19 protein-coding genes and 1 riboswitch are annotated in these 17,187 nt (G+C 52.7%); of the genes, 7 read left to right on the top strand and 12 right to left on the bottom strand.

Annotated elements, in window-relative coordinates:
- Positions 1–139: 139 nt before the first annotated feature.
- Both bshB2 and GYMC52_RS02275 read right to left on the bottom strand, forming a co-directional pair.
- The gene (bshB2, locus tag GYMC52_RS02270; protein WP_013522955.1) at positions 140–793 is read right to left on the bottom strand and encodes a bacillithiol biosynthesis deacetylase BshB2; all 654 of its coding nucleotides are present in this window, start codon (positions 791–793) and stop codon (positions 140–142) included.
- A gap of 13 nt (positions 794–806) precedes the next feature.
- Complete coding sequence (locus GYMC52_RS02275; protein ID WP_013146358.1) at positions 807–1,154, bottom strand: YojF family protein; 348 nt, start codon at positions 1,152–1,154, stop codon at positions 807–809.
- Positions 1,155–1,319: 165 nt separating this feature from the next.
- On the opposite strand from GYMC52_RS02275, the gene GYMC52_RS02280 reads away from it, so the two are divergent.
- A complete protein-coding gene (locus tag GYMC52_RS02280) occupies positions 1,320–2,087 on the top strand; it encodes an arginase family protein (RefSeq protein ID WP_013522956.1) in 768 nt (255 codons plus the stop codon).
- Positions 2,088–2,253: 166 nt separating this feature from the next.
- On the opposite strand, the gene GYMC52_RS02285 is transcribed toward GYMC52_RS02280, so the two are convergent.
- The 7 genes from GYMC52_RS02285 to GYMC52_RS02320 all read right to left on the bottom strand — a co-directional run bounded on the left by GYMC52_RS02285 (position 2,254) and on the right by GYMC52_RS02320 (position 7,659).
- Complete coding sequence (locus tag GYMC52_RS02285; protein ID WP_013146356.1) at positions 2,254–2,538, bottom strand: acylphosphatase; 285 nt, start codon at positions 2,536–2,538, stop codon at positions 2,254–2,256.
- Between the two features lie 88 nt (positions 2,539–2,626).
- Positions 2,627–3,373, bottom strand: a complete 747-nt coding sequence (locus GYMC52_RS02290; protein ID WP_013146355.1) for a sirohydrochlorin chelatase — start codon at positions 3,371–3,373, stop codon at positions 2,627–2,629.
- Positions 3,374–3,383: 10 nt separating this feature from the next.
- Positions 3,384–4,160, bottom strand: coding sequence for a uroporphyrinogen-III C-methyltransferase (cobA, locus tag GYMC52_RS02295; protein ID WP_015373929.1), 777 nt, complete (start codon positions 4,158–4,160; stop codon positions 3,384–3,386).
- Between the two features lie 148 nt (positions 4,161–4,308).
- The gene (cysC, locus tag GYMC52_RS02300; protein WP_013146353.1) at positions 4,309–4,920 is read right to left on the bottom strand and encodes an adenylyl-sulfate kinase; all 612 of its coding nucleotides are present in this window, start codon (positions 4,918–4,920) and stop codon (positions 4,309–4,311) included.
- A 12-nt stretch (positions 4,921–4,932) separates the two neighbouring features.
- Positions 4,933–6,093, bottom strand: coding sequence for a sulfate adenylyltransferase (gene sat, locus GYMC52_RS02305; RefSeq protein ID WP_013146352.1), 1,161 nt, complete (start codon positions 6,091–6,093; stop codon positions 4,933–4,935).
- Between the two features lie 274 nt (positions 6,094–6,367).
- Positions 6,368–7,075, bottom strand: coding sequence for a phosphoadenylyl-sulfate reductase (locus GYMC52_RS02315; protein WP_013146350.1), 708 nt, complete (start codon positions 7,073–7,075; stop codon positions 6,368–6,370).
- A gap of 125 nt (positions 7,076–7,200) precedes the next feature.
- A riboswitch (SAM riboswitch) is annotated at positions 7,201–7,305 on the bottom strand.
- 129 nt (positions 7,306–7,434) lie between these two features.
- Complete coding sequence (locus GYMC52_RS02320) at positions 7,435–7,659, bottom strand: DUF1128 domain-containing protein (protein ID WP_013522958.1); 225 nt, start codon at positions 7,657–7,659, stop codon at positions 7,435–7,437.
- A 348-nt stretch (positions 7,660–8,007) separates the two neighbouring features.
- Between GYMC52_RS02320 and GYMC52_RS02325 the strand changes: the two genes are divergently transcribed.
- Positions 8,008–8,496 (top strand): low molecular weight protein-tyrosine-phosphatase, encoded by a 489-nt coding sequence (locus GYMC52_RS02325; protein ID WP_015731645.1) that lies wholly within the window; start codon positions 8,008–8,010, stop codon positions 8,494–8,496.
- A gap of 51 nt (positions 8,497–8,547) precedes the next feature.
- The gene (locus GYMC52_RS02330; protein WP_013522961.1) at positions 8,548–9,381 is read left to right on the top strand and encodes a YihY/virulence factor BrkB family protein; all 834 of its coding nucleotides are present in this window, start codon (positions 8,548–8,550) and stop codon (positions 9,379–9,381) included.
- A gap of 344 nt (positions 9,382–9,725) precedes the next feature.
- Here the strand turns inward: GYMC52_RS02330 and GYMC52_RS02335 are convergent, their stop codons facing one another.
- On the bottom strand, positions 9,726–9,872 hold the full coding sequence (locus GYMC52_RS02335; RefSeq protein WP_011229925.1) for a BH0509 family protein: 147 nt from the start codon (positions 9,870–9,872) through the stop codon (positions 9,726–9,728).
- A gap of 124 nt (positions 9,873–9,996) precedes the next feature.
- Entirely contained in the window at positions 9,997–11,130 is a 1,134-nt protein-coding gene (locus tag GYMC52_RS02340) for an MFS transporter (protein ID WP_013522962.1), read from the bottom strand.
- Between the two features lie 146 nt (positions 11,131–11,276).
- On the opposite strand from GYMC52_RS02340, the gene cax reads away from it, so the two are divergent.
- Together cax and GYMC52_RS02350 are read left to right on the top strand one after the other, a co-directional pair.
- On the top strand, positions 11,277–12,329 hold the full coding sequence (gene cax / locus GYMC52_RS02345; protein WP_011229927.1) for a calcium/proton exchanger: 1,053 nt from the start codon (positions 11,277–11,279) through the stop codon (positions 12,327–12,329).
- 151 nt (positions 12,330–12,480) lie between these two features.
- The gene (locus GYMC52_RS02350) at positions 12,481–13,269 is read left to right on the top strand and encodes a YfkD famly protein (protein ID WP_013522963.1); all 789 of its coding nucleotides are present in this window, start codon (positions 12,481–12,483) and stop codon (positions 13,267–13,269) included.
- A 29-nt stretch (positions 13,270–13,298) separates the two neighbouring features.
- On the opposite strand, the gene yfkAB is transcribed toward GYMC52_RS02350, so the two are convergent.
- Complete coding sequence (yfkAB, locus tag GYMC52_RS02355) at positions 13,299–14,423, bottom strand: radical SAM/CxCxxxxC motif protein YfkAB (RefSeq protein WP_013522964.1); 1,125 nt, start codon at positions 14,421–14,423, stop codon at positions 13,299–13,301.
- A gap of 230 nt (positions 14,424–14,653) precedes the next feature.
- Here yfkAB and GYMC52_RS02360 point away from each other — a divergent pair, with 230 nt between their 5' ends.
- Positions 14,654–16,201 (top strand): fumarate hydratase, encoded by a 1,548-nt coding sequence (locus GYMC52_RS02360; protein WP_013146342.1) that lies wholly within the window; start codon positions 14,654–14,656, stop codon positions 16,199–16,201.
- Positions 16,202–16,381: 180 nt separating this feature from the next.
- Positions 16,382–17,173: a delta-lactam-biosynthetic de-N-acetylase gene (gene pdaA / locus GYMC52_RS02365; protein WP_015373941.1), complete on the top strand. Its 792-nt coding sequence runs from the start codon at positions 16,382–16,384 to the stop codon at positions 17,171–17,173.
- Positions 17,174–17,187 lie beyond the last annotated feature (14 nt).

Consider the following 17,187-nt stretch of genomic DNA (forward strand, 5'->3'; position numbering starts at 1 on the left):
GGGCTGGTGTTTTCTTCACTGCCTATGCCAACGAAAAAGGCGCCCAAGCCTCACGTGAAAGGCGGGCTTCCTTTTTTCGGCGGCGGGCCGGCCGTGCCGGTTCAGCCAGCTTGGAGGTGCGGCCGGCGCCTGTATACGTTTAATCATCCCACCGATACGTCCAAAACCGTTCCGTTTTGAGCCAAGCAAGCGCATCGCCGCGTTTGGATGCCGCTTGCATCAGTCCTTCGGTTTGCGAACGGTGGGCGCGAATGGCGGCCAGCTTCGTATCGATCACCGAGCTGACATCGCGCACGACATCCGGCTGGCCAAGGTCTTGTTCGCAGTTTTTCGCAAACGCAACGCAATGGACGGTTGGCCGTTCTTCTTTCGGCCAGCGCTTTAAGGCGCGGATGACAGCGGCTCCACACGCATCATGGTCGGGGTGGACGCTGTAGCCGGGGTAAAACGTAATGACAAGCGATGGATTCGTTTCTGCCACGATGGCGGCGATTCGGTCAGCCAGCTCTTCTTCATCCTCAAACTCGACCGTCTTGTCGCGATAGCCGAGCAGGCGCAAATCATGAATGCCAAGAATGCGGCATGCTTCCTCCAGTTCTTGCTTGCGGATGTGTGGAAGCGTTTCGCGGTTGGCAAACGGAGGCACGCCCATATTGCGCCCCATTTCTCCGAGCGTCAAGCAAACGTATGTCACCGGCGTGCCGTTTTGCGCATGCTCGGCAATCGTTCCCGACACGCCGAACGCTTCATCGTCCGGGTGGGGAAAAACAATGAGCACATGTCGTTCATTCAACGGAACTCCCTCCTTACACAAACGGTTCGTTGCTTAGTTCGAGAGCCACGGCCAATTTCCCTTGATCATCATGGCCTGCTAGCAGCAACTGTCCTTTTTCTGTCCATTCCCAATGGGTCAGCCCTTCGGCGTACACCCAGCCAAGATCAAGCTTCAGTCCGACGCGATATGGCCCAGGGCCGGTGATCTTGCCGCGGGTGAAGCGAATGCAGGCGTTGCGGATGTAGGCGCCGACGGAATAAAAGCCATCGTTATGATGGGAGGCGTATGCTCCGTTCGTCGTTTCCAAATGAATATATACGTCGCGATTGGCAAAACGATTCAGCGCCTCTTGTACGGCGGCCGTGTCGATCGGTTGCAAGCGGCTCCCTCCTTGCTGTTTGTTTTTCTATTATTGTACATGACCGAGGCGTGTGAGCGGAAATATTTCGACTTCTATTGTATAATAAAAAAAGAGACACATCTTGGACTCATCCGCACCTACAAAGCGTTGAATGATGATTCAACGAAAGAAGGGTGATGATCGATGGGGTTTCAAGGCAATGGTGTCACGGTGTTGAATTTTGACGGCGTGTACCGGCCGCAAAAGCGGCTGTTTCAGTTTCCGCACGAATGGGTCGATCTCGCCGACGTGCCGGAGACGAATTTGTATTGCAGCGAAGCGGCGCTTGCTGAAATTGAGCGGCGGCTTGAGCGGCGGCGGAAGCGCGGGGCGGTGCTGATCGGCAGCGGCAACTACCATTATGTCACGTATTTATTGCTTAAAGAAATCAACGAACCGTTTACGCTTGTGCTTTTTGACCGCCATACGGATGCTGAAGGAGGGGATGATGTCATTTCGTGCGGCTCATGGGTCTCCTATGCACTTAAGCATCCGCGGCTGCAAAAAGTCGTTATCGTTGGCCCAACTGCTTCTTCGCATCAACTCCGTTTATCTCCGAAAATGACTGTTCTTCCATTTGATGATCATGATGAATGGCCAAAAGTGCTCATCGAGGCCATCCCGACCGGAAGCATCTATATCAGCATCGATAAAGACGCTCTTCGTCGCGAAGACGCGGTCACGAACTGGGATCAAGGAGTGATTCCGCTATCCCGGTTGCTCGCCTGCCTGCGGTTGCTTTTATTCCATAAAAAAGTGCTCGGCGTGGACATATGCGGCGAATACCCGCCCTCCGCTGTCGACATGTTCGACCCGCTTTGTCGCGAAGCGCGGGGAAAAAATGAGCAGGCGAACATGGCCATCTTGGAGACCTATTTCCACTATGCGGCGCCGCATTTGCGGCCGGCGTAATCGAGCGGCGAGAAGCGCGGGAAAGGCAGAACCGCTTTTGGTTTGGCGATCAGAAAAGCAAGGAAGACGCTGTCCCTTCGGATTTTGGCAAGCGGGCCGGCGCTTCTGCCGGCTCGATGGCCGAAAAAGCCGGGAAGGCCGCTGCTTGAGGGGATGAGCCTAGTTGTCAAAAGCCGCTCCCGTACATAATGCGAAATTGTTTTTCATCGGAGCGGACATCGCGCGGCTCGATGTGCATGCGGGCGACTTTGGCAAACATCGTTCCGGCTTCAATGGTGTCCAAAAAGAGTTGAAGGGCGCTTTCATCCCCCTGAACTTCCATTTCCACTGTTCCGTCATCATTGTTTTTCACCCAACCGGTCAGCTGCCGTTTTAGCGCTTCGTGTTGGACGAAGTATCGAAACCCGACGCCTTGCACGCGCCCTTCCACGATGACATGAACTCTTTTCACGCCGATGAGTCCTCCTTCATCATGGTTGTTCTGTTTCCATCATATAATAGATGAGGCGGAAAGTACATGAAAAAAGGAGCTTGATGGTTCAAGCTCCTTTTTTTACGGATGATAGCGATAATACTTGTTGTTGAATGAGCAGCACAAGCCGCGGGTGATCGCCTAGGTAAGAGCATAAATGCCACTGTTTGTCGGAAACAGAGAACCCCTGCAACTTCCGTTCGATCGTTTTCATTAAGACGCCGGTAAACAATAAGTACGGGACGACAAACACACGCCGATACGCCGATGCATGGGCCCGTTCGAGCCCTTCATCAAGCGTCGGGCGGATGGCAGCGAGAAAACAAACGTCCACGTGCGGCACGTTCGTTTTTTCTTTTAAAAGCGCAGCGATGGCGGACATGTCGCGCTTCGTGTCTGGATCACTGCTGCCGCGGCCGACAAGAAGGATCATCGATTCGCCGTCAAGCGGTGCGGACTGTTCGCTGATGCGGTCGATCATGATGTCGATCATCGCTTCATGGACGCCGAACGGAGCGCCGCAGAGGATATCAACGGACGGATGGCGCCGTCTCGCGATGTCCAATGCCGCTGGAATATCGTGTTTGGCATGCCCTGCAGAAAGAAGGAGAAGCGGAACGACGATGACGCGTGTCGCCCCTTGGGCGACACAACGGTCAACGCCGGTGACAATGTCCGGTTCCGCGAGCTCGACAAAGCATAGCTCTTGAATCGGAATATCGATGGCCCTCCGGCACTGTTCGACGAAACGCGCCGCTTCATGGCGCGCGGCGGCAATGCGGCTGCCGTGGCTGACATATAAAACAGCTTCCATCGCCATCGCCTCACGATGTTGCCTCAGCGGCTGCCGATGACGCAAGCAACCGTTCGAACCATTGAATGTTGGCCCGCAGCCGGACGACGTCTCCGATCATGATCATGCTCGGATTTTGGATGTTTTCTTTGGCGGCGATTCCGGCGATCGTCGCGAGCGTGCCGGTGACGGTGCGCTGAGCAGTTGTCGTTCCCCATTCGATGACCGCCGCCGGCGTCTCCGGCGCTTTGCCGTATTTCATCAGCTGGCCGCAAATGTATGGCAAGTGATGAACCCCCATGTAAATGGCGATCGTATCGATGCCTTTGGCGAGGCTTTCCCATTTGATCTCGTCACGACTTCCGTCGCGCCGATGCCCGGTGACAAAGGCGACGCTTGAGCTGAACGCGCGATGGGTGACAGGGATGCCGGCGTAAGCCGCCGCTGCGATGGCGGAGGTGATGCCGGGAACGATCTCAAATTCGATCCCATGTTTGGCCAGCGCCTCGGCCTCTTCGCCGCCGCGCCCGAACACGAACGGATCGCCGCCCTTTAAGCGGACGACCGTTTTTCCTTTTTTGGCATGCCAGACGAGCGCATGGTTGATCGTTTCCTGCTGCATGGCATGGAAGCCGGGCAGCTTGCCGCAAAAGATGAGTTCGGCGTCCGGCTTGGCATATGAAAGCAACTCTTCATTGATGAGACGGTCGTACAAAATGACATCCGCTTGCTGGATGCATTTTAATCCTTTGACGGTAATGAGTTCCGGGTCGCCGGGGCCGGCGCCGACAAGATATACTTTGCCCATCGTTGTTTCAGCCCCTTCGTGCATGATTCAGCCAGCCGCCGGAAAACGGCATGGATGCTCGGCTGCTTTTATTGTAAATGGTCTGCCTTGGGATGAAAACGACCTTGTCAAATGACCTCCCGTTCTTTTTTGGCAGAGGACGGGGGAATCAGTCTGTTTTCGCGGCCGGGATCATTCCTCGCTCGCGCAGGTAGGCGAGCACTTGCTCGACACATTCGTCAACCGAATAACGGTGTGTTTCGATCGTCAGCTCCGGTGCTTCCGGCGCTTCGTACGGCGAGTCGATGCCCGTAAATTCACGGATTTCCCCGCGGCGAGCTTTTTGATACAGCCCTTTCGGATCGCGCTTTTCGCATTCTTCAAGCGGGCAGTTGACGTAAATTTCGATAAACTCGTCTTCTTCGACTAAGCGGCGGACGAGCGCCCGGTCTTCGGCAAACGGCGAGATGAACGCCGTCAGCACAAACTGGCCGCTGTCGACAAACAGCTTTGCCACTTCGCCGATGCGGCGGATGTTTTCCGTCCGGTCGGCGGCGGAAAAGCCGAGATCTTTATTGAGCCCGTGCCGGATGTTGTCGCCGTCTAAGACATAATTCTGAATGCCGAGCTCAAACAGTCGTCTGGAGACGGCATTGGCCACCGTCGATTTGCCGGAGCCGGACAGCCCGGTGAACCAAAGTATGGCGCTATGATGGCCGTTGCGCTTGCGACGATCTTCTTTTGTGACCGATGTGTGATGCCAAACGATGTTCGTGCTCATCGCGATCCTCCTTTAGCGCGCTGACGGGGCGACCGTTTCGCGTTCTTGCAGCCCTTTGATCAAGACGGCGGCCACTTCCGGGCGGCTGAATGTGCTCGGCGGCACTTGGCCGTTGCGCAGCATTTCACGAACTTTCGTGCCGGAAAGGACGACATGGTATTTCGCGTCATGCGGACACGTTTTTGTCGATGCCATCCCTTCGCATTTCGTGCAGTAAAAGCTATGTTCGAAAAAGAGCGGCGTAATGCCAAGCTCTTCAGCCGTAAAGTTCAAGAAGATTTTTTGCGCATCATACGTACCGTAATAATTGCCGACACCAGCGTGGTCGCGGCCGACGATGAAGTGCGTGCAGCCGAAATTTTTGCGCACCATCGCGTGGAAAATGGCTTCACGCGGACCGGCATAGCGCATCGCAGCTTGGAAGACGCCGAGGAAAACGCGGTCTTTCGGGTAATAGTTTTCCAGCAGCACTTGATAGCTTTCCATCCGGATGTCAGCCGGAATATCGTCCGATTTCGTTTCGCCGACGAGTGGGTTTAAAAACAGGCCATCAACGATCTCGAGCGCGCATTTTTGAATGTATTCATGGGCGCGGTGAACCGGATTGCGCGTTTGGAAGCCGACAACGGTGTTCCAGCCAAACTCAGCAAACTTTTTCCGCGTTTCCGCTGGATCAAAATAAAACGCGGCGAATTGGCCTTTGTCGGTCCGTTTGACAAGCGTAATCTCCCCGCCGACATACACATCCGGCTTTTCAAACAGTTTGCGCACGCCTGGGTGAGCAAGTTCATCCGTTTTATAAACGAGCTTCGCTTCTTTCGTTTTGTCCGGGCGGTAAATGTCAGCAATCTCAATGACGCCGTAGACGTCGCCACGATAAACGAGTTTCGCCTTATCGCCGACGGCGAGCTCTTTCGCTTTTTCTTCTGTTACCGCGAGCGTGATCGGAATGCTCCAGACGGTTCCGTCAGAAAGACGCATTGTTTCAACAACCGCGTCGTAATCCGTTTTCGTTAAAAAACCAGTGAGGGGGCTGTAGGCGCCCGTTCCGATCAGCTCCAAGTCGCTCAGTTCGGCTTTGGAGAGCTCGATCGTTTTGGTCGCCTCATCAAGCGGATAGTCCGGATTCCAACGATTGATCAATGTGCCGCCATGCGGGATGCTTACGCTCATGTTCATAACCTCCTAGATTGATAGATGTTGTGAAATGCCGCTGCCATGTTCATGAGGCAAGCGCTCTTTTTTTCAGGCTAATGACGCCAAGCAGACGCTCAAGATGGCGATGACCGTATAGACGTCGCTGTCAAACAGCAGCTTGACGATTCGGAATGGCGTCCGATTCATCAGCGACGCCTATCGAGGCCGCCGCGCCGCTCGCCTCGATGTTCATGGCGAAGAAAAAGGATGCGATCAAAGCAATGGCAAGGAGCATATCGTTTTTCTCTCCTTAAGCGAGATGGAGACCGCATTCCGTCTTTCCTTGGCCGGCCCAGCGCCCGGAGCGCAAGTCGTTCGGATCTGTAGCCGGAGCGGTGCACGGGGCGCAACCGATGCTCGGGTAGCCGCGGTCGTGGAGCACATTGTACGGGAGATGGCGTTTATACACGTAATTCCATACGTCTTTCCACGTCCAGTGAATGAGCGGACAAACTTTAATAGAACGGAACTTGTCGTCTTTGTTAATGTACTCAACATGCCGCCGCGTCGGCGATTGCTCGCGGCGCAAGCCGGAAATCCACGCCGTCACCCCGGTCAGCACCTCGCGCAGCGGAATGACTTTGCGCAGCTCACAGCATTTGTTCGGGTCGCGTTTCCATAACTCGTCGCCAAACTGCGCCTTCTGTTCTTCCAACGTCAAGCGTGGCTGCTTCATCACGATGCGAAGCGACGGATATTTTTCTTTCACTTTCGCGATCGTATCGTACGTCTCTGGAAAATGCAGGCCGGTATCCAAAAAGACGATTTCGGCGTCCGGTTTGACCTGGGAGATGAGATCAATAAGCACAATCCCCTCGATGCCGAAGCTACACGCGTATACGATCTCATCGCCGTATTCGCGATACGCCCAGGCGAGGACGTCAAGCGCCCCTTTTGTTTCATTATCGGACGGAAAAGACGGTTTTTCCGCCGTTTCCCACTGATCATACGTGAGCATCGGTTTCTCCTCCTCACAAAATCAAAGAAAATCCACGTAATTAGTCGGATATATAGCGGCCAAACGGCAATTCGGCGGCAAAAATCCTTCCTTGCATGAATCAGAAAGAACGGGAGAAAGGGTGCCCCTTATTTTACTAAAGATCTTCTTTAGCTGGAATTGGCACTTTGCTATAGGCGGCAGGTTGTCGGAGTTCATTGAGCCAATTCCTCCCTCACTCCCGAGCAACGTATGCAACGCATGTCATTTAATTGATTAAAATTTTAGCACAATTGACGATAATGTCAATCATAGTTTTTCGATAGGAATTGTTTTTATACGAAACAGCTGCATTGCCTGCCTAACAGCAGATGGGAGCGTTATTTTTTGCGCAGGCTTCCGAGCTCTTCGACAATCGCCTGCATTTCGTTTGGGCTGAACGTCTCGCGTTTCATCACCATCTCGTAAATGTCTCTCAACTCATCGTACCATTCCTCGGAAAAATGGGACGGCTTGATGGCATCCCAGTTCAGCACTTTCAACTTTTGCTTCAACTGTTCGATCATGTAGGCGACGTTTTCCGCCGACCGTTTTGATAAATCCATTCGTTTACTCCTTTCATGGCAAGTTACTATGTATTGTACCATAGGTGCAGGAAGAATGGGGAGAGATTGCATGGCTTGCTTTTCTGATGAAAAACGGATGATGTGGTAAAATGTAGGTGCACATGCATAGTGCCAGTCAAAAGGTTGGTGAAACACCGCGTTTTCTTCAAAATGGTTGTCGTGAACGCGCGCAAGAGTTGTTGGCCCATTCGCACACGCTCCCCCGCTGGAGTTGTTTTTTCGTTACATCCCCGTCCTTCTAGGGACAAAAAGGGCTAGATGAAAAGAAATGAAGGAAAACTAACGGTGGAAAGCACCGTGGACATAGAGAGAGGGGTGGCTGTTTGGATGATTAAAGTGCTGTTTGTTTGTCTTGGAAACATTTGTCGCTCGCCGATGGCGGAAGCGGTCTTCCGTCATTTGGTGAAAGAGCGGGGGCTTGACGGTCTGATTGCCGTTGATTCGGCGGGAACAGGCAGCTGGCATGTCGGTGAGCCGCCGCATGTGGGGACAAGAAGGGTTTTGACTGAAAATAAGATCGACTACTCCGACATCCGCGCCCGGCAAGTGAACCATCGTGACCTGGAAGAATTTGATTACATCATCGCCATGGACGCAGCCAACTTGAACGATTTGCGCCGATTGGCTGGCTTCCGTTCGAAAGCGGTGCTCGCCCGGTTGCTTGACTTTGTTCCCGACCGGGAAAAAGACGATGTGCCTGATCCGTATTATACCGGGAATTTTGCCGAAGTGTATCGCCTCGTCCGCTCAGGGTGCGAGCATTTGCTTGAGAGGATCATCCGCGACCATCGACTTGGTGTGGAGGAAACAAAATGACTTTGAGGGCGGCGCACCCGTCTAGGGAAAAACGGGGAAGGAGGGCAGCCGATGGTCGTAAATTTGGCGTTCATCCGTGAGTTGGTCCGCCGTTTTACGGAAGATGAAATCCCGCGCTTGTCGGCGGAATTGGCGTATTACTTTCTTTTGTCGCTCTTTCCGTTTTTGCTGTTTTTAATGACGCTGTTGGCGTATTTGCCGATTCCGCATGAAGATGTGCTTGCGCTCGTGCGGCAATACGCCCCGAAAGAGGCGCTTCACCTCATTGAGACGAACGTTTATCGTCTCATGAATGAGCAAAATGGGGGATTGTTGTCGTTTAGCATCATCGCAGCTATTTGGTCAGCGTCTAATGGCATGAGTGCCATTATGAGGGCATTCAACCGCGCTTATGATGTGCAAGAAGACCGGCCGTTTTGGATCGTACGTGGGCTGTCGATTGTGTTGACGCTCGGCATGATCATGGTCATCATCGTTGCCCTCGTGCTTCCGGTCTTCGGGCGGATAATCGGGCTGTTTTTGTTCTCTGCTCTCGGGTTGTCGCAACAGTTTTTGGAGGTTTGGAACGCGTTTCGTTGGGTGACGAGTTCGCTGTTATTGTTTGCTGTCTTTACTGCCCTTTATTATTTCGCGCCGAACAAACAGCTTCGCTGCGTCAACGTCGTGCGCGGCGCGCTGTTTGCCACCGCCGGCTGGATTGCGGCGTCGCTGGCGTTCGCGTATTATGTCAACAACTTTGCCGATTACACGGCGATGTACGGCAGCCTTGGCGGGATGATCGTGTTGATGGTTTGGTTTTATTTGTCCGGCATGATTCTTGTCTTAGGCGGGGAACTCAACGCCATGTTTGACTGTGAGCGCGAAGGGAAAAGACGGCAGCGTTAGCGTGCATAAACAATGCCGAGGCGGGATATCGTAACAATGCAAGGGATCTTGGCATAGGGGGGATCAAGATGACGAAACATACGAAAAAAGACGGGGGCACGAAGCAAAAAGGAAAAAACAGACCAAAGCATAAGACGAGTGGCAGCGCCAACGGCCAAAACGGCTATCATTGAAAGAAGCTGTCTCAAAAGGTGGTTCTTCGTTCAACATACCACAACATATTGTAATATTGTGCCCCGGCGGTCGTTTTATGTGTATAGATGGAAATCAAAAAAAGGTGCCCTTCCTTTTTTGAGGGCACCTTTCCTTTCATGCAAACACAGGCACATCGAGCCGCTGCCGCTTTATTCAACGATTTCTTCGTGATGGTGGTAATAGCGCTCATAAATGTATTCAATTTCTGCATCAGTCATATAGGCGAGTTCCTCGCGCGACAATCCCCGCACTTTTTCGATAAACTCGATCATATTTTTCCGTTCCGTTCTGCTCATGATCGCCACTCCTTTATACTGTTTTAAAACAGAAACTTGATATCTTGTTTTTATTATATAACAGAGGGAACAAAATGGTCAACGATTTTTTTGAAAAAAATAAAAAATAAAAAACAAAAAACGGTCAAGCCGCTGTTTCCTGTTCCCGGCGGCTGACGAGGCAAATGGCCGGAACGAGGAGGACAGCGCTGACCGCAAGGAAAAAGGCGCGACTAGAGAGATCCACCACGCTGCCGGCAAGCGGCGGGCCTGTCATGCTGCCGAGACTGTATAGCATCCCGCACAACAAATTGCCGGCGGGAAGCAGCTCTTTCGGCAACAGGTCGGTCATATAGGCGATGCCGAGAGAGAAGAGCGAGCCGGTAAACATGCCAGCGGTGAACAAACAGGCAGCCAACCCAACCGTGGACGCACCGACAGTGAGGGCAATCAAAAAACAACCGGCGCCGGCCAAGAGTGCACCGGTGATGATCTCGCGCCGCCCGAACCGGTCGCTGAGCGTTCCGAGCGGAAGCTGAAAGATGATGCCCCCAAGCGAGAAGCATGGCAAGATGAAGGCGATCTGCTCAGCGCTCATCCGCTCACGCAAGGCGTACAGCGGGAAGATGGAATGAACAGCCGCTTCTAAAAAACCGTAGGCAAACGGCAACAAAAGCGCTGGCCATGCCTGTTTCCAAGCGCCAATAAACCGACCAGCCGCCGACGAAGAACGTTCAAGCGGCTTTGGTTTTTCGTTCGGCAGCCAAAAGACGCCGATCCAACCCGCGAAACTAAGGAGAGCAGCTAAATAAAACGGAAGCGCCTTCTCGACCGAAGCGAGTGAAGCCAACAGCGGGCCGATGGTGAAGCCGAGGCCGAACGCCCACCCATACAGCGACAATCGCCGTCCGCGTTCAGCCGGCGGCGAAAAGTCCGTAATCCACGTTTGTGTCGCAAAATGAAGCATATGATCGCCGATGCCGATGGCAAAGCGAAGTACAAGCCAAAAGAAAAGAGAAGGAAAAAGTGGAAAAAGAATAAGCGAACATATTACAATGAAACCACCAAGGAGAATGAGGAGCCGATAGCCATAGCGTCTCAGCGGCTGTTCCAAAAATGGCGAAATGGTCAAGACACCGATATACAGGGCGGCGGCGTGCGCCCCGTTAACGGACGAAGAGACGCCGTTTTCATCAAGAAGCATCGCCAGAAGCGGCAGCAACATCCCTTGCGACAGACCAGAGACGGCGACAATCCCGGTTAAGATGGCAAAACGCATCGTGCATCCCCATTTCAGTTGAAATCGCCGGCCAATCAAACAAGCGAGGCCGGATGTTTCCCAGGGCGAATGAATGCCCTTATCCATCGTACATAGAAACGGTGGTCAATGCAACGAAAACAATCAAGAGGAAAGGTGGAAGAGAAATGAACAAAGTGTTTGCTTGGATGACATGGATCGGCGTGCCGGTGTCGGTCATCGGCGGGTTTCTTCATTGGCCGACTGTCTTGATGTTTGTGCTGTACTGTTTGACGATCATTGCGCTCGCCAGCTATATGGGGCGAGCGACGGAAAGCTTGGCGATCGTCGCCGGACCGCGCATTGGCGGGCTGTTGAACGCGACATTTGGCAACGCGGTCGAGCTGATCATTTCCATTTTTGCCTTGCAGGCTGGACTCGTTGACGTCGTGCTCGCTTCCTTAACCGGTTCGGTGCTCGGGAACTTGCTTTTGGTGGCTGGGCTATCATTTTTTGTCGGCGGACTAAAATATAAGCGGCAAGAATTCAACATTTATGATGCTCGTCATAATGCCGGGCTGCTGACTTTTGCCATCTTCATCGCTTTTGTCATTCCGGAAGTGTTTACCATGCATATGAATCACAGCGAACAAGTCGCGTTGAGCGTTGGCATTTCGATCATCATGATCTTGCTTTACGCCGCTGCCCTTTATTTCCGGCTTGTCACCCATCGCGGCGTATATCAGCATAAATCAGAAGAAGTGGAAGAACATGAAGAGCCCGAATGGGGCAAAGGGAAAGCGACCGCCATTTTGGCGCTGGCGACGGTTGCGGTCGCCTATTTATCGGAACGGCTCGTTCACACGTTTGAAACGGTCGCCGAGTCATTCGGCTGGAGCGAGCTGTTTATCGGGATCATCATCGTGGCCATCGTCGGCAATGCGGCGGAGCACGCTTCCGCGGTTATTATGGCGTACAAAAACAAAATGAATGTCGCGGTGGAAATTGCCGTCGGCTCGACATTGCAAATCGCCATGTTCGTTGCGCCGGTGCTTGTGCTCGTTTCGCTTTTGTTTCCGGAAAAAATGCCGCTTGTCTTTTCACTTCCTGAGCTGGTGGCGATGGCTGCTTCCGTCCTTTTGATGATCGTGCTGTCAAATGATGGTGATACGAACTGGTTTGAAGGCGCAACATTGCTCGCTGCCTATACGATTATGGGCATCGGTTTTTACTTGCTGTAAGTGACTGCATCCGGGCGTTCGTCGTCCGGGTGTTTTTTTGCGGGTGCGGGAAGTGGGGCGTCAAACGGGGAAAATTTTCGCCGCTGCGGATAAACGGCGCATTTTGAAAGAAACTAACAGTGAATAACGTGGGAAGAAAGGAGTGAAGGCGATGAAAAAGTGGGCTGTTTCGCTGTTTGGGAGCGTGCTTCTTCTTTATGCGGCGGCGTTTTCAGCGCTGGCGGCTGCCGGCAAACCGGCGCCCGGTGCGGTGATTGATATATCGAAAGAAAATACGTATCCGAACCCGACGCAAGATTTGCCGCATTTGGAACCGAGCTCGTTTACAAAACAGCTGTTAAGATCGGCGAATGTGAAAATTGAAAATCCCGAATTGATCCATCTCTTTAATGAATCTTCGGCGACCGACACGCCATGGGCCGTTGGCTTCAGGGCGACGATTTATTTAGGCCAGTGGCCGCTCAATTACCAGTCGATCGAAACGTCGACGAACTGGGAATATCAAAAGGTCAACACGAATTTCCTTGATAACCGCGGCGGCGATACGGCGCAAAAGTTGTACTATAAACAAGAAATGCAAAAATACGTCCGCGGCGGGTTGACGGTGAAAGTGCCGAATGAAGACGCGGTTAAGCGGATGATGTTAAACAAAGCGATGGAAAAGACGAACTTGCCGCTCTCTTTCAGCACGGTTGTCGGCCTTGGCACGAAAAAAGACCAACCGTACAACGTACCGGCGAAAAAAATAGGTTATTTGTACGCGTACGCTCCGGCGGTGAATGAAAAAGGGAAAGTAACATACGGGGAAGTGTACGTCGTGCTCAAAGGAAACAAAAAGAAAATTGTCGTCAAAAACGTGACGACAAGAGGGGTTGGGGCGTGGATTCCGGTGCAGGATCGCCTGTACATGTCGTATGTGGTGAGTGAACAGCCAAGATAAAACGTCAAGGAAAAGCTCCTTGACGTTTTTTATCGGCCAATGCGCGCGGACCGCTTCGTAAAATCGACGCCGCGGTAATATGTCTGCTTCACAAGGACGTTCGGTCCGAGGCAGCGTGCCGACGGGCAGTGGCAAAGAAGCTCCCTAGCAAGCTTTGAGCGCCGCCATTTGTCATACACGTCTGGCAGCGAATCGTGAATGATGTTGCCAAGCGGCGGTTCATCACCAAAATCGGTGACGATGACATCGCCGGTGAAAATATTGACATTGAGCCGTGAACGTCCGTCTGGATCGTTGCGCACGGTGACGTTTTTGCTTTCATACAGCCGCTTCAATAGGCGCACATCTTCTTCGTTGTCGCTGCACGGGTAAAACGGCAGCGTGCCAAACAGCATCCAGACGTTTTCGTCGCGAATGTCAAGCAAATGGTGAATCGCTTCGCGCAATTCGTCCAAGCTCAATGTCTCTAAAGCGCTGGCAAAATCGCTCGGATACATCGGATGGATTTCATGGCGCTGGCAGCCCATTTTCTCAACAACTTGGCGGTGGATCGCTTCCAAGTGGCGGACGGTCCGTTTGTTTAACATCGTTTCCGCGGATACCATCACGCCGGCATTTGCCAGCGCTTTTGCATTGTCAAGCATGCGCTGGAAGTATTTCTCGCGTTGGGCGCGCGTTGGCTTCCGCTCCATCATGGCAAAACCACCTTCGACAAAGTCGTCGACTGTCCCCCAGTTGTGCGAGATATGGAGCACATCCAAATACGGAATGACTGGTTCATAGCGAGACAAATCCAACGTCAAGTTCGAATTAAGCTGAGTCCGCACCCCGCGCTCGTGCGCGTAGCGGAGAAGGGGAACGACGTATTGTTCGACGGATTTTAATGACAGCATCGGCTCGCCGCCAGTGATGCTTAATGACCGCAAATGCGGAATTTCCTCGAGCCGGCGGAGCAACATATCAAGCGGCAGCGCCTCGGGATCTTTCATTGTCAACGTATAGCCAACAGCACAATGCTCGCAGCGCATATTGCAAAGCGTCGTTGTGGTAAACTCAATATTCGTCAGTTGTAGTTTTCCATATTCTTCAATATCGACGTACGCTTCCCAAGGGTCATACGCCGGCGTAATGGCCGGTATGGTCGATGAACGCATCACTTTCTCCTCTCTCCATGACAAAGTCCTATCGTTCATTATTAGCCGCCTTAGCAGCGCTTGTCAATCGTTTTGGATGTTTTGCATCTACCCCATTCGTATGATGAGGATGGAACAATCATGAGATCGAAAAGAAAGATTTTTTACACAACGCTGGAAAACGGAGTATAATAGGAAAAGATGGGACAACTGCATATGGACGATAAACAGGGGAAGGGGCGTTTAGACAAATGGAAAAATTCCAGCAAAGCATGTATGACTTGATTGTGGAAACATCTACGAAGCTGCCAAAGGATGTCCGTCGAGCGATCGCTCGGGCGAAAGCGCGCGAAAACGCCGGCACGCGGGCGGCCATGGCGCTCAATACGATCGTCGAGAATATTCAGATGGCGGATGAAAACGTGTCTCCCATTTGCCAAGACACCGGCTTGCCGACGTTTAAAATCAAAGTGCCGGTCGGCGTCAACCAAATCGAAATGAAAAAAGCGATCCGGGCCGCCATTGCCGAAGCGACGAAAAACGGCAAACTGCGCCCGAACTCGGTCGATTCGCTCACCGGCAAAAACAGCGGCGACAATTTAGGGGAAGGCGTGCCGGTCATTAAATTCGAACAATGGGAAAACGATTACATTGACGTTCGCCTCATTTTAAAAGGCGGCGGCTGTGAAAACAAAAACATCCAATACAGCCTTCCGTGTGAACTCGAGGGGCTCGGCCGCGCTGGCCGCGATTTGGACGGCATCCGCAAATGCATTTTGCATGCGGTGTACCAAGCGCAAGGGCAAGGATGCAGCGCCGGCTTTATCGGCGTCGGCATCGGCGGCGACCGCTCATCCGGCTATGAGTTGGCGAAAGAGCAGCTGTTCCGTCCGGTTGATGACGTCAACCCGATCGAAGAATTGCGCCAACTCGAAGAATACATTATGGAAAACGCCAACAAACTTGGCATCGGTACGATGGGCTTTGGCGGCGAATCGACGCTGCTTGGCTGTAAAATCGGTGTCATGCACCGCATCCCGGCGAGCTTCTTCGTTTCGGTCGCCTACAACTGCTGGGCGTTCCGGCGCATGGGCGTGAAAATCGATCCGGCGACCGGTGAGATCATCGAATGGCTGTACCAAGACGGCGAAGACGTCGATTTTGCAAAAGAGTTGGAAAAAGCGGAAGCCGCCGCGGCGCTTGAACAAGGCGACACGCGCGTCATCGACCTTGTTCCGCCGCTGTCGGAAGAACAAGTGCGCCAGCTTCGCGTCGGCGACGTCGTCCGCATCAGCGGCGTCATTTACACCGGCCGCGATGCCATTCATAAATATTTGATGGACCATGATGCGCCGGTCGACTTGAACGGGCAAATCATTTATCATTGCGGCCCGGTCATGTTAAAAGATGAAGAAGGCCGCTGGCACGCCAAAGCTGCCGGCCCGACGACAAGCATCCGTGAAGAGCCGTACCAAGGCGACATCATGAAAAAATTCGGCGTCCGTGCTGTCATCGGCAAAGGCGGCATGGGCGCGAAGACGCTGCAAGCGTTAAAAGAACACGGCGGCGTGTATTTGAACGCCATCGGCGGCGCGGCGCAATATTACGCCGATTGCATCAAATCCGTGGAAGGCGTTGATTTGCTGGAGTTTGGCATCCCCGAAGCGATGTGGCATTTGCGCGTCGAAAACTTCACTGCTGTTGTCACGATGGATTCGCACGGCAACAGCTTGCATGAAGATGTGGAAAAATCGTCGCTTGAAAAGCTGGCCCAGTTCAAAGAGCCGGTGTTCAAGTAAGAGGGAGAGCTGAATTTCAAGCACATGGCTATTGGTATTCACAAGCTGATCCCGTTTTCTTCTCTGTCCCCAAAGCGCTCGCTTTTGGGGCTTTTTTTTGCAAAAAATGGCGCGCGTAAAGTGGTCAGGGGTGAAAACAATAAGAAAGAGGAAAAGATGGCGGCCAAGGAGGAACTAGGCATGAGATGGCTCATTTCTCTCGTTTTAGCGCTCGCGCTTTTTCCCGCCCCTGCTTTTGCCATAAGCAATGCGCCGATCCATTGGGGATTGAAGCGAAGCGAAAACCACGAGCCCCCATCGGCGGGAAAAGAGCTCGATGAGCTGCTCGCCAAATATGACGCCTTTTATTTAGGCGACACGAGCGAAAAAACGATCTATTTAACATTTGACAACGGGTATGAAAACGGCTATACGGCGCAAATTTTGGACGTGTTAAAGGAAAAACATGTGCCGGCCGCCTTTTTTGTCACCGGCCATTATTTGCAAACAGCGCCCGATTTAGTCAAACGGATGGCGGCGGAAGGGCATATCATCGGCAACCATTCGTGGCATCATCCCGATTTAACAACTGAAAGCGATGAGCAGGTGCGCGAAGAGCTGGAAAAAGTCAAGGAAAAGACAGAAGAGCTGACCGGGCAAAAAGGGATGATGTACCTTCGCCCGCCGCGCGGCATTTTCAGCGAGCGGACGTTATCTCTCGCCCGCGACCTTGGCTATTATCACGTCTTTTGGTCGCTGGCGTTCGTCGACTGGCAAACCGACCGCCAGCGCGGCTGGCAATATGCTTACGACCAAATCATGAAACAAATCCATCCGGGGGCGATTTTGCTGTTGCATTCCGTGTCCAAAGACAACGCTGAAGCATTGCCGAACGTGATCGACGACTTGCGCAAACAAGGGTATACGTTCGCCAGCCTTGATGACCTTATGGCCAAAAAGACCGGCCTTCATCCGTGGCTGTTTCGCCCATAAGCCACTTTCATCAC

The organism is Geobacillus sp. Y412MC52, assembly GCF_000174795.2.
Classification (GTDB): domain Bacteria; phylum Bacillota; class Bacilli; order Bacillales; family Anoxybacillaceae; genus Geobacillus; species Geobacillus thermoleovorans.